9 protein-coding genes and 1 tRNA gene are annotated in these 12,475 nt (G+C 69.8%); 2 read left to right on the top strand and 8 right to left on the bottom strand.

The features are described from left to right. Positions 1-9: 9 nt before the first annotated feature. A complete protein-coding gene (locus tag FVO59_RS11230; protein ID WP_182252714.1) occupies positions 10-1,233 on the bottom strand; it encodes a CDP-glycerol glycerophosphotransferase family protein in 1,224 nt (407 codons plus the stop codon). A 72-nt stretch (positions 1,234-1,305) separates the two neighbouring features. Here FVO59_RS11230 and FVO59_RS11225 point away from each other — a divergent pair, with 72 nt between their 5' ends. Beyond that, on the top strand, positions 1,306-2,370 hold the full coding sequence (locus tag FVO59_RS11225) for a glycosyltransferase family 2 protein (RefSeq protein WP_524538368.1): 1,065 nt from the start codon (positions 1,306-1,308) through the stop codon (positions 2,368-2,370). 14 nt (positions 2,371-2,384) lie between these two features. Here the strand turns inward: FVO59_RS11225 and FVO59_RS11220 are convergent, their stop codons facing one another. From FVO59_RS11220 to FVO59_RS11210, 3 genes are read right to left on the bottom strand one after another with little or no spacing between them, the layout of a single operon-like run. Then, complete coding sequence (locus FVO59_RS11220; protein ID WP_182252713.1) at positions 2,385-3,821, bottom strand: CDP-glycerol glycerophosphotransferase family protein; 1,437 nt, start codon at positions 3,819-3,821, stop codon at positions 2,385-2,387. Then, the gene (locus tag FVO59_RS11215; RefSeq protein ID WP_182252712.1) at positions 3,818-5,071 is read right to left on the bottom strand and encodes a CDP-glycerol glycerophosphotransferase family protein; all 1,254 of its coding nucleotides are present in this window, start codon (positions 5,069-5,071) and stop codon (positions 3,818-3,820) included. The genes FVO59_RS11220 and FVO59_RS11215 overlap by 4 nt, the downstream gene beginning before the upstream one ends. Positions 5,072-5,125: 54 nt before the next feature. Next, positions 5,126-6,736: a S1C family serine protease gene (locus FVO59_RS11210; RefSeq protein ID WP_182252711.1), complete on the bottom strand. Its 1,611-nt coding sequence runs from the start codon at positions 6,734-6,736 to the stop codon at positions 5,126-5,128. Between the two features lie 97 nt (positions 6,737-6,833). Between FVO59_RS11210 and FVO59_RS11205 the strand changes: the two genes are divergently transcribed. After that, a complete protein-coding gene (locus FVO59_RS11205; RefSeq protein ID WP_182252710.1) occupies positions 6,834-8,033 on the top strand; it encodes an aminotransferase class I/II-fold pyridoxal phosphate-dependent enzyme in 1,200 nt (399 codons plus the stop codon). A 37-nt stretch (positions 8,034-8,070) separates the two neighbouring features. Here the strand turns inward: FVO59_RS11205 and FVO59_RS11200 are convergent, their stop codons facing one another. From FVO59_RS11200 to FVO59_RS11185, 4 genes are all read right to left on the bottom strand, one after another. Continuing rightward, positions 8,071-8,868 (bottom strand): carbon-nitrogen hydrolase family protein, encoded by a 798-nt coding sequence (locus tag FVO59_RS11200; protein WP_182252709.1) that lies wholly within the window; start codon positions 8,866-8,868, stop codon positions 8,071-8,073. Between the two features lie 177 nt (positions 8,869-9,045). Beyond that, a tRNA-Met gene (locus FVO59_RS11195) sits at positions 9,046-9,119 on the bottom strand. Between the two features lie 63 nt (positions 9,120-9,182). Next, on the bottom strand, positions 9,183-9,386 hold the full coding sequence (locus FVO59_RS11190; protein ID WP_182252708.1) for a DUF1918 domain-containing protein: 204 nt from the start codon (positions 9,384-9,386) through the stop codon (positions 9,183-9,185). A gap of 123 nt (positions 9,387-9,509) precedes the next feature. Then, positions 9,510-12,425 carry a UPF0182 family membrane protein gene (locus tag FVO59_RS11185; RefSeq protein ID WP_182252707.1) on the bottom strand — a complete coding sequence of 972 codons (2,916 nt, stop codon included), beginning with the start codon at positions 12,423-12,425 and terminating at the stop codon, positions 9,510-9,512. Positions 12,426-12,475: the final 50 nt, after the last annotated feature.

Raw genomic sequence — 12,475 nt, 5'->3', positions numbered from 1 at the left:
GCCGGCCCCTCAGGCGTCGGGGCGCCGGGAGACCTCCTCCCAGAGGCGCTCGATCGCGGCCTCGAATCGGGCGGTGGCGGCGCCCGGCGCGGTGTCGCCGAAGTAGCGAGCCGACCAGCGACTCAGCCTCTCCACGGCCTCGGCGTCGACGAGCACCCGATCGATCTCCTCGACGGGACGCTCGAGCGCCTGCTCGGCCGTCAGCCATTCGCAGGCGGACAGGTAGCCGCTCTCGTCGATCTCCGCCTCCTCGCTGACGGGACGCGCGACCAGCAGCGGGCGCCCGGTGGCGAGGCGGTCGTAGACCATCGCCGAGACATCCAGCACCGCGACGTCCGCGGCTGTCAGCTGCCAGCCGATCTCGGGACCGTCGTCGTGCACATGGTGAGCGGAGGGGTCGGCCGCGTTCGCGGCAGCCAGCGTCGACACGATCCTCGCACTCGCCGCTCGATAGTCGTCATCCATCACACCGGTGCGCGGATGCGGCCGGTAGATCACCCGGTGCCTGCCTGTCGCCACCAGCCCCTCGACCAGGGAGACGCCGTGGGAGCGCACGGAGCCGTAGGCCATCGACGCCCTGTCGCCCTCCCACGTCGGCGCATACAGCACGACCGTGCGCTCATCGGGCGTGTACGGCAGCTCGCCGCTGAAGTGATCTGCCTGGGGACGCCCGATCATCGTCGTGCGCGCATCGACGTCGTACTCCCACAGCGCCTCCGCGAGCCGGTCGCGCGCCGCCTCCCCGGCGATGAAGGCATGGTCGTACGCCTTGTACTGGTTGCTGATCATGTAGACCTTGTCGGACTCGCCGTGGTTGATGAACACGTGGGTGCGACGGCCGTAGCGGAACATCTGGAAGTTGCGGGTGTTCTGGTTCACATAGAGGACGATCCGGATGTCCTGCTCGGCGAGGAACGCCTCCAGCTCGCTGATCTCGGGTACGAAGGCGACGGGCAGGGCGCCGTCGCGCAGCAGCGCCTCCGCTCCCAGCGGCGAGCGCGAGAGCACCACGACCGGATAGCGGTCGGCGAGGCGCCGCAGCGGGCGGTACCACTGCCTGATCTGATACATGTTCACGTCGGTGTCGGCGAAGTACACTGCGATGCGGAAATGATGGGCGGGCAGGGCCGGCGTCCCGGCCAGCAGCTCCCGCACGCTCTGCCGTGCCGCGCGGATCCGCATCGCGCGCCGCACGAGCCGGTAGGCCTTCTTTGCGTCTCGGAGTGCGTGCATCCGGGGACGGTACCCGGCCAACCTCCGAATCGTCCGAACCGGGCCGACGGGGGCGCATGACATGATCGACACGTGCACGATGACGACAGGATCACCTCCGCCGGCGTCTCGTTCGTGATGCCCGTGCTGAATGAGCGTGACTATCTCGAGCACGCGGTGCGCTCGGTGCTGGCGCAGGACGTCGAGGGCCCGACGGAGCTGGTGCTCGCCCTCGGCCCATCAAGCGACGGCACGACCGAGCTCGCCAGGAGACTCGCCGCGTCCGACGACCGGATCCTGCTGGTCGAGAACCCCGCCGCGCACATCCCGGTCGGCCTGAATGCCGCGATCCGCGCGAGCAGCCATCCGACCATCATCCGGGTGGATGCGCACTCCGAGCTCTCCCCCGGCTATGCCAGGCGTGCACTCGAGACGCTGCAGCGCACCGGGGCGGCCAACGTCGGCGGCATCATGCGCGCCGACGGCCGCACCCCGTTCCAACGGGCGGTCGCGCGGCTGTACAACTCCCCCGTCGGTCTCGGCGGCGGCGCGTACCACGGCAGCGAGCACGAGGGCGAGGCCGAGTCGGCGTACCTCGGTGTGATGCGCAGGGAGGTCATCGAACAGGTCGGCCTTTTCGATGAGACGATCCGCCGCGGCGAGGACTGGGAGCTGAACCTGCGCATCCGCCAGGCCGGCCATCTGGTCTGGTTCGATCCTGCGCTCTCGGTCACCTACTGGCCGAGGGAGAGCTGGTCGCGGCTGGCCAGGCAGTTCCGTGCGACCGGCGCGTGGCGCGGCGAGCTGGTGCGCCGATTCGGCCGCAGCAACGGACTGCGCTTCTTCGCCCCGCCGGCGCTTGTCGTGGTGACGGCCATCGCCCTCCTCGTGGGCACGCTTCAGATCGCCGGTCTGCTGCGCGGCATCGCCGCTCTGATCGCGTCGGCGATCTACCTGCCGCTGATCGCGTACGCGCTGCTCGTCATCGGCGTGGGACTGGCAAGCCGTGGCGACGTGCGCCAGCGACTGTGGACGATGCTCGTGCTGCCCACCATGCACTTCTCGTGGGGTCTGGGCTTCATCGGCGGGGCGCTGCGCGGGGCCCGCGACACGGTCGACGCGTCGAGGCTCGGATCGCGCAACACTCCACTGCCCTGAGCGCCGCCTGCTGATCAGACCGTGAGCCACCCCTGGTCGAGGATGCGCGACACGACGCGATCGGCAGCCTGCCCGTCGTCACGACGGTTGAACTGGGCCCGCCAGGCGGCGTACCGCTCGCGGTAAGCCTCCGTCGCCTCGGGGTCCTCGAGCGCGCGGACGAGCTCGTCCTGGCTGTGCACGAGAGGCCCGGGCGCGCGCTCTGCGAGGTCGAAGTAGAAGCCGCGCAGCTGACCGCGGTAGTGCTCGAGGTCGGGGACGAGGAAGAACATCGGCCGGCCCGTGACGCTGAAGTCGAACATCACCGACGAGTAGTCGGTGACGAGCACGTCGGCGATGAGCAGCAGTCGTGCCGTCTCCGGGTAGCCGGTGACGTCGATCACCCGCGCACCGGCGTGATCGCGCCCCGGCCGGATGGTGCGGGAGTGGCCGCGCACGAGCACGACCGCATCCGTCTGCTCCGCGAGCAGCTGCGGGTCGACGAAGTCGACCATCTCCGCACGGTCGTCGCGCCAGGTGGGGGCGTACAGGATCACCTTCTCGTCGGCCCCGATGCCCAGCGCCTCGCGGATCGGAGCGGGGTCGCCCGTCACGAGAACGTCGTTGCGCGGGTATCCCTCGACCCAGATCGGCTTGCCGAAGAACGCGTACGCCTTCTTCAGGATGCGCTCCGCGTACGGGTTCTGGGCGAGCAGCACGTCCCACCGGCGGGACTCCTTGACGACGGCGGCCATGCGGCGCGGGTCGAACCCGGGTCGGTGCAGCGCGAGGCGCTTCAGCGGCGTGCCGTGCCACGTCTGCAGCACGATCTGACCGGGCTTGCGCACGAAGCGCCTCCGCAGCCAGTCGTTGACGACGAGGATCCGCGACTCCGCCCTGGCGCGCCACCATTCCGGCCCGCCCTCGACGACGGCGACCGCCCCCTCCGGCACCTCGATCGACAGGTCGGCCACGCTCCAATACCTGGTCACAGACGGAGCGCGCTCGGCGAGCGCGCGGTCGAGCGCGCGGGGATTGCATCCGGCGGTCTGACCGTAGAAGCTCTCGAAGAACACCGCGTTCTCCCCCGCGCCGATCTGCGACGCGTACCGCTGTTCGAGAGTGCGCTGCCCCTCGGCGGTCTCGTAGATCGGGGCGATGGGCGCGGCGATCATGGCATCCGCCCCGCGCACCTCCACGCGCAGGCCGGGCAGCAGGGTCGGTTCGATCTCGACCCCGTCGAGATCGACGCCGTCGACCGTGAGCCGGTATCCGCCCGCGGGCAGCGGCAGCACGGCACCTCCCCACCGCGAGGTCAGCAGAGGCAGCGTCGCCTTCCACGACCGGCCCCCGCCGGTGAGTCTGGCGCTGACGCGGGCGCGTGGTCCGACGAGTGCGGCGGATGCGGGGCGGGCGCCCGTCCCCGAGATGATCAGCGTCTGGGCCTGCTCATCGATCCGAGCGGTGGTCATCGTGCTCCCTTCGGCGCGGGGATGCCGCGCGCGCGGATGGCCTGGTACACGCGTCGGGCGTTCTGCCCGTCGCGGTATGCGTGCATGTGGGCGCTGAGCCCCGCGGAGCGCTCGGCGCGCTCCGCCCTCACGGCGTCGTCCGCGAGCACCGCGCCGATCTGCTCGAGAGCCGTCTCCCAGTCGATGGCGACGTCGTCACCGGCGACATCCTCGTAACGCCCGTAGAAGCCGCGCTCGCGCGCGTACTCCTCGGCGTCCGGCGCGAGGAAGACGACAGGCATCGCGAGGAGTCCGACGTCGTACGCCAGAGACGAGTAGTCGGTGATGAGCACATCGACCCTGGGCAGCGCTGGCGTCACGTCGGCGAGCAGGTCGGAGTTCAGCATCCGGACACGGCCGCTCGACCACGGCGGGGCGTATGCCCCCTCACCGAGCGGGTGCGAGCGGATGAAGAGCAGGGCGTCGTGCTTCTCGAGCAGCCGAACGATGCCGACCCACTGGGCCGCGGTGGGCACGGCAGGGTCGGCCGCGCCGTCGCGCCACGTCGGGGCGTACAGCAGAACACGCTGATCGGCGAGCAGAGGACCTGTGCGGGTGAGCAGCTGCGCGGCGGTCGCACGTCGCTGCTCATCCGTGCCCTGCGAGAGCACGTCGACGCGCGGCTCGCCCGTGACGACGACCCGATCGTCGCCGAGTCCGAACGCCGACTCCAGGCGTCCGCGGGAGCGGTGCGAGGCGGCCGGCAGCACCCGGATGCGCTGGGCCGCGCTTCGGTACAGCACCGTGAGCAGACGGCGGAGCAGCGCGGCTCCCGGCACTCCGGCCGGCACCTGTGCGGTGACGGGCGAGTCGAGCCCGATGCGCTTGAGCGGGATGCCGTGCCACAGCTGCACGACGAAGGCGTCACTGCTGCCGTAGCGGTTCACATCCCCCAGACCGTGGGTCACGACGACCACACCGGCGCGGATCGTCGCCCACCATCCGCGGAGACCGTCACGGGGCACGGTGCGGATGCCGAGAACCCTGGCATCGGCGGCTTCCCGTGGCGAGCGCGCGAGCCACAGCGCGCGATGCCCGGACTCCACAGCGACACGATGCAGCGCGAGAGCGCCGTCGCCGATACCGGCCCCGCAGCCGAACACCCAGCCGTCGCCGCGCGGGATGAGCAGCGCGGCTATGCGTCCTGCGGCATAGAGCGGGATCCGGATGAGCTTCGCCGCGTTTCCGGTGCCGAAAGAGAAGGACGCCACCCCGCGAGCCTATCGCGGGGTGGCGTCCTGACCGGGGAGCCGGCTGGGCGCCGCTCAGAGCTGCAGCTCGCCGAGCGTCACCTCGACCTCGTAGGTCTTGCCGGAGCGCACGTAGCTGAGCGTGGCGTCGCTCCCGGCTGCCGCGGCGCGCACCTGCGCGGTGAGGTCGCTCGCGCCGGTGATCGGGAGTCCGTTGAACTGCGTCACGATGTCGCCGCGCTTCAGGCCGGCCTCTTCCGCCGCGCCGCCCGGCGTCGGGGTGTCGATCACCGCGCCGGCGATGGAGGCGCCCTGCACGCTCGACGCGTCGCGCACCGTGGCACCGAGCAGACCGTGCGTGGCCGCGCCGTCTGCGATGATCTCATCGGCGACGCGCTGGGCGATGTTCGACGGGATCGCGAATCCCAGACCGATGGAGCCGGCCTCGCTCGACGCCGACGATCCACCTGCGGTGGCGATCGCCACGTTGATGCCGATCAGGCTTCCCTTGCTGTCGACGAGCGCACCACCGGAGTTGCCCGGGTTGATCGCGGCATCGGTCTGGATCACCGCGATCGAGATCGATTGCTTGGCCTGCTGCTGGCCCATGCCGGGGATGTCGAACTGGAACGGGTTGCCGCTGTCGCCCTCGCCCTCGTCGCCGTCTGGCTGCTGCTCGGAGTTGTCGGGCAGGGCGGAGGACGCGACCTCGATGCTGCGGTTCAGGGCGCTGACGATACCGGTGGTCACCGAGTTCGACAGGCCGAGGGGCGCGCCCACCGCGACGGCGGTGTCGCCGACGTTGAGCTTGCTCGAGTCTGCGAATTCGATCGGGGTGAGATCCTTCGCGCCCTCGAGCTTGATGACGGCGAGGTCGTAGACCGGATCGGTGCCGACGATGCTCGCCTCGAAGATGCGCCCGTCGGAGGTGGTCACGCGGATGGCGGGATCGGCTGCGGCGCCGCCGAGGGTGACGACGTGCGTGTTGGTGAGGACGTGGCCCTCCTTGTCGAGGATGACACCCGATCCGCTGCCCGATTCACTGGATCCCGCGACCTCGATGGTGACCACCGACGGCAGCACCTCGCTGGCGATGGCGGTCGTCTCGTTGACCGAGCCGGGGTTGTTGACGGTGACGCTCTGCGGGCCGGTGGCGGTCTGGGAAGCCGGGCGATCGAGCACGGCGTTGCCGAGCGCGCTTCCGCCGAATCCGGCGACACCGCCGACGAGGGCCGCGGCGAGGATGAGTCCGGCGACCTTGACCGTGCCGCCGCCCTTCTTCGGCTCGGTCACGGAGTGGGTGCCGCTGCTCGCCGGAGCGGCGACCAGTGCGGGGTCGAGCGTGAGGGTGGGCTGCTCGCCCGACGACTGCGGCGGCTGCGGCCCGCCCAGGTGAGACGGGCCGGCCTGCGGCTGACCGGGCTGCGGCTGACCCTGCTGTGGCGGCGCGGACTGCGCGGCCGGACCGAAGGTCGCGCCGGGTCGGGGCGGGGTCCCGTACTGCGGCATCGCAGGCTGCGGCGGAACCGGGGGCTGCCACGGCGTCTGCCCTGAACCCGTCTGCCCGGATCCGGTCTGATCGGAGCCGAAGTGCGTGGGGACGTGCTGCCCGTGCGCGGCCGACGGCGGGGTCTGGGCCGGTGCCTCGGAGTTCGAGGGCTGGTCGGGGGTGCTGTTGTCGTTCATCTTCTGCTCCTTCACAACGCCCTATCAGAGTGACAACCGAGTCTGTGCGTTTCGTATGCCGCGGATGAAATTCATCTATGGTCTTAGCCTGTTCTGCATGGATGTCATACCAGGAGCCTGGCGCCGCACAGCCGCAGGGGCCGGCCTGCTCTCCGCCGACGGCAGCGTCGCCCCGACCATCTTCGCCGAGATGTCGGCTGCGGCCGCGCGCACCGCTTCGGTGAACCTCGGCCAGGGCTTCCCAGACGAAGACGGTCCGGCAGAGGTGCTGGAGGCTGCCAGGGATGCCATCGCGCACGGCGCGAATCAGTACCCGCCCGGCCGCGGCATCCCGGACCTGCTCGCCGCCATCGGCGAGCATCAGCGGCGCTTCTACGGACTCGAAGTGGATCCGGACACCGAGATCCTGGTGACGGCGGGGGCGACCGAGGCTCTGACGGCGACGCTGCTGGCGCTGATCGACGGGCCGGACGACGAGGTCGTCGTCTTCGAGCCGTACTACGACTCGTACGCTGCCGTCGTCGCACTGGCAGGAGCGCGCCTGCGCACGGTGCCGCTGCGCCGGCCCGACTTCCAGCCAGATCTCGACCAGCTGGCCGCCGCGGTGAACGCCCGCACCCGGGTGATCCTCGTCAACGATCCGCACAACCCGACCGGCACGGTGTTCTCCGCCGAGGTGCAGGCCGAAGTCGTCCGTCTTGCGACGGTGCACGACGCGATCATCGTCACCGACGAGGTGTACGAGCACCTGTCGTTCCACAGCCCGCACGTGCCGATGGCGACACGGCCAGGCGCCGCCGAGCGGACGCTCACCATCTCGTCGGCGGGCAAGACGTTCTCGACGACCGGGTGGAAGATCGGCTGGATCCACGGTCCGGCCGCCCTGATCACCGCGGTGCTGACGGTCAAGCAGTTCCTCACGTACGTGAACGGCTCCGCGTTCCAGCCGGCGATCGCGGTCGGTCTGCGCCTGCCCGAGTCCTACTTCGACGACGCGGCGGCGACGATGCTGCGAAAGCACGAGCTGCTCGGCGCCTCCCTGCGCGCTGCGGGCTTCGAGGTGCTCGCCCCGCAGGGCGGCTACTTCACCGTCGCGGATGCGACGGCGCTGGGCGGCGAGGACGCCGCGGCTTTCTGTCGTGCGCTGCCCGAGCGCGTCGGCGTCGCCGCGATTCCGATCAGCGCGTTCGTGACACCCGAGAACCAGGGGCAGTACGCCGGTCTGGTGCGCTTCGCCGCGTGCAAGCGGGTCGAGGTGATCGAGGAGGCGGCCAGGCGACTGGCGGGGCTGCGCTGACGCACTCGCTTGCGGTCGATGAGCTCCCTTGTTCGCTTCAGCGCGGCACGACGCGGTAGCGGCGCAGCCGCAGCGACGGGTTCGTCTCGCGGGTGCGGGCGACGAGGTCGGGATCGAGCGATGCCACAGCCACACCCTCCCCCGCGCTGACGCCTGCGACGACGACGCCCAGGGGGTCTACGACCTGGGAGTAGCCCACGCCGATCGGCGCCGGGTGGTCGGCGGCGATCACATAGGCGGTGTTCTCGATGGCGCGCGAGGTGAGCAGGGTGTTCCAATGGTGCTCCTTGAGCGGGCCGCGCACCCATTCGGCCGGAACGATCAGGGCATCCGCGCCGGCGTCCATCAGCGTCCGCGCCACCTCGGGGAATCGCAGGTCGTAGCAGGTCATCATCCCGAAGCGCATCCCGAGCGTATCGAAGACGGCTGCCGAACCGAGCTCCCCCGCGGCGATCCAGTCCGACTCGCGCTGCCCGAACGCGTCGTAGAGGTGCTGCTTGCGGTACACCGCCTGCACCCCGGCATCCGAGACCGCGACGACCGTGTTGTGCACGCGACCCGCATCGGCGGTCTCGACCATCCCGGCCACCACGACGATGCCGTGCTCGGCGGCGAGCGCGCGCAGCGCGGTGGCGAACTCGCCGTCGAGAGCCTCCGCGTTCGCGGCGAGGGTCTCGTCCATCGGGTTCACGAAGTAATTCGAGTACTCCGGCAGCACGACGACGCCGGCGCCGCGGGCGGCGGCCTGCGCGACCAGCTCGGCGATACGCGCGCGGTTCTGCTCGGGCGAGTCGACGGGGGCGAACTGGCAGACGGCGACGACGGGGGCGGACATGTGAACATGATGCCCGCTCGCACCGCGGTTGCGAAACGCGCCACCGAGGACGGTCGCCGGACAGCCGGAGGATGAGAAGCGCGATGTCGAGGCAGCGCGCCGGCGCGGCAGCTGAGACACGACGCCGCATGCAGAAGGCCCCTGACCAGGAATACCTGGTCAGGGGCCTTCTCTTTGTTGCGGGGACAGGATTTGAACCTGCGACCTCCGGGTTATGAGCCCGGCGAGCTACCGAACTGCTCCACCCCGCGGCACGTCTTAAAGCCTAACACGGCTTCGGAGGGAGGGCTAATCGAGCGCGGATGCCGGGTGTGTCATGGCGTGTCGGCGGCTGAGCGCGCGTGCTCGAGCTCGCAGTCCGGGCCCGGGAAGATCAGGGATTCGGTGCCGTCGTCGAAGCGCACCAGGTACGGCGGCCCACCGTCCTGCCCCCGGGTCTCCAGCACCTCGCCGCGACGCTCGGCGCTGTCGACGTGCGCGCCGTGGATCACGATCCTCGACCCTGCCACTGCTCTCATCGCGATCGCCCTCCTCGAAGAGAATCCGATGCTCCCATTGTGCGTGCCGCAGCCGACCGGCGCCAGAGGGTGCGGATGCAGAAGGAGGGCACCCCGGCGGGATGCCCTCCTTCTGCGTCGGCGTCACTCGGTCGCGGCGTCCTCCTCGAGAGCGAGCAGCTTCTCGATCGCGGCGGTGAGCTTCTTGTCCTCGACAGCGAACTTCTCGAGGTCACCCGCCTTCAGCGCCGCCTCTCGGGCGGTCAGCGCGGCGCGCGCCTCCTCCAGTGCGGTCGCCGCCTCGCCCACGGGCGGCGTGCCGCCCTCATCGGGGTCGGCAGGGGCATCCGGGTCGGCGGGCTGATCGGGGTCGGTGGGCTCGACGTCGCCGTCGCCGCCCGAGGCACCCGCGTCACCACCGAAGAGCACATCGAGGGCGACGGTCAGCGTGTCCTCGAACGCGACGCGATCACCGAAGGCGACGAGCACCTTGCGGAGGTTCGGAAGCTTCGTGCCCTCGGACGACTGCACGAACACCGGCTGCACGTACAGCAGGCCACCGCCGACCGGCAGGGTGAGCAGGTTGCCGTACTTCACGTCGGACTTGCCGAGCGTCAGCACGTTCAGCTTGTTGGCGATCTCCGTGTCGGAGTCGAAGGTGTTCTGCACCTGACCGGGGCCTGGCACCGTGGTGTTCGTGTCGATCTCGAGCAGCCGCAGCTTGCCGTAGCCCTCGGATTTCACGCCCTTCTGGTTGCCTGCATCCGAATCCACGGCCAGGTAGCCCATCAGCACCTCGCGGCTCTCGCCCTGCTGGGCGGCTGGGATGAAGGTCGAGAACATCGAGAAGCGCGGCTCGTCCTGACCCGGCATCTTCATCGACAGGTAATACGGCGGCTGCAGGCGATCCTTGGCGCGGGGGTCGTCCGGCGTCTGCCAGCGGTTGTCCTCCTGGGCGAAGGAGCGCGCGTCATCGATGTGGTAGACCCCGAGCACGTCGCGCTGCACCTTGAAGAGGTCGGTCGGGTAGCGCACGTGGCTCATCAGGTCGCCCGACATCTCGCTGATCGGCTCGACGGTCGACGGGTACACCTTCTGCCACGCCTTGAGGATCGGGTCCTCGTCGTCCCACGCGTACAGCTTCACCGAGCCGTCGTACGCATCGACGGTCGCCTTGACCGAGTTGCGGATGTAGTTGATGTTGTCGAACGACACCGCCGATGCCGGCGTGCGGGAGTCGGCGATGGCGTCACGCAGGCTCACCGTCTTCGAGTACGGGTAGGTGGCGCTGGTGGTGAAGCCGTCGACGATCCACACGATCCGGCCGTCGACGACGCTGGGGTACGGGTCGTTGTCGAGGGTCAGGTACGGTGCGACCTTCTTCACGCGCGTGATCGGGTCGCGGTCGTACAGGATCTGGGACTCGGGGTTGACCAGGTTCGAGAACAGGATCTGCTCGGACTGGAACTTCATCGCGTACAGCAGCTTGACGAAGGTGTTCCCGATGCGCGGGCCGCCGTCGCCCTCGAAGGTCGTCTTGGTGTCGCTCGCGCCGTCCTGCCCGCGCGGGTAGTCGATCTCGACCGGCTCGGTGCCCTCAGGGGCGCCGACGATGGAGTACTCGGGCGACGACTCGCCGAAGTACACGCGCGGCTGGAACTTCTCGCTCTCGGTGAGGAAGCCGGAGGACGGGATGCCCTGCTCGAGGAACACGGGCTCGCCGTCGCTGGTGCGCTGGTTTCCGGCCAGGGCGACGAGGCCGTAGCCGTGGGTGTACACGGCCGCGCGGTTGTTCCAGCTGTCGCCGCCGCCGAGCTTGGTCATGTCGAGGTCGCGGACCGAGACGACGGTGTCCTGCATCTGGCCGTCGATCTCGTAGCGGTCGACGTCGAGCTCGGGCGCGAACTGGTAGTACGAGCGGTACTGCTGAAGCTGGCGAACGGTGGGACTGATGATCGCCGGGTCCATGATGCGGACGGATGCCGTGGTCTGGGCGTCCTCACGGAGCTGCCCGGGCGCGGTGTCGGTCTCCGCCGCGAACGGGGTGACCTCCATGTCGGCGACGCCGTACGCCTCCTTGGTGCTCTCGATGCTGCGGTCGTAGTACTCGGCCTGATAGGCGTTCTCGTTCGGCTTCACCTGGAACGTGGTGACCACCCACGGGTAGCCGATGCCGACGACCAGCGATGCCACGACGAACAGCGCGGTGGCGACCAGCGGGAAGCGCCAGCGGCCGATGACGGCGGTCACTAGGAAGAGCACGGCCACCACGGCCGCGATGATCGACAGGATCGCGAGTCCGGGGATCGTCGCGTTGGCGCCGGTGTACGCGGCACCGGTGATGCGACCCTCGGGCTGCACGAGGGTGAGGTAGCGATCGAGCCAGAGGCTGACCGCCTGCACCGCGAGGTAAAGACCGGCCAGCACGGCGAGCTGGATGCGTGCCGGCTTCGAGATGCGCAGCTCGCGCTGACCGATGCGCACCGAGCCGTACAGGTACGACACCAGAGCGGTGATCACGAGGCTGAGCAGCAGCACCGCCGATGCGAACGCCAGCACGGCCGAGTAGAACGGCATCGCGAACAGGTAGAAGCCCGTGTCGACCCCGAACTGCGGGTCGAGGGTGTCGGTGGTGACCCCGTTCGCCCAGAGCCACGCGGTCTTCCAGTTGCCTGCCGCGGCGAAGCCGGCGAACACGCCGAAGAACACGGGCATCCCCCACATCGCCAGGCGGCGCAGCGGCTCGATGACCTCCTGGTAGCGATCGAGCTGCGAGCTCAGCCGCACGTACACCGGCCGCAGGCGGTAGGCCAGCTGGATGCACAGGAAGATCGGCAGTGCCATGCCGAGGAACCCGATGGCGAACATCGTGGCGGTGGCGATCCACTGCGTGGTGAGCACCGAGGCGAAGTCGAGCTGGTCGAACCAGAGGAACTCGGTGTAGAGGGAGGAGAACACGAAGAACGCGGCGATGAGGGCGGCGATGATCGCCACCGAGATCGCGAGGATCCGACGTGAGGTGCTGGGTGTGGCCGGCTGCGGCGCTGAGGTCGAGGTCACCGTCCCATCCTAGGCAGGCGAGCTATGACGCGGCCCTGGATACGCGCTGG

Source organism: Microbacterium esteraromaticum (assembly GCF_014084045.1).
Lineage (GTDB): Bacteria > Actinomycetota > Actinomycetes > Actinomycetales > Microbacteriaceae > Microbacterium > Microbacterium esteraromaticum_D.
Note: the sequence above shows the minus strand (reverse complement) of the source record. Positions and strands in the feature narration are given on the sequence as shown.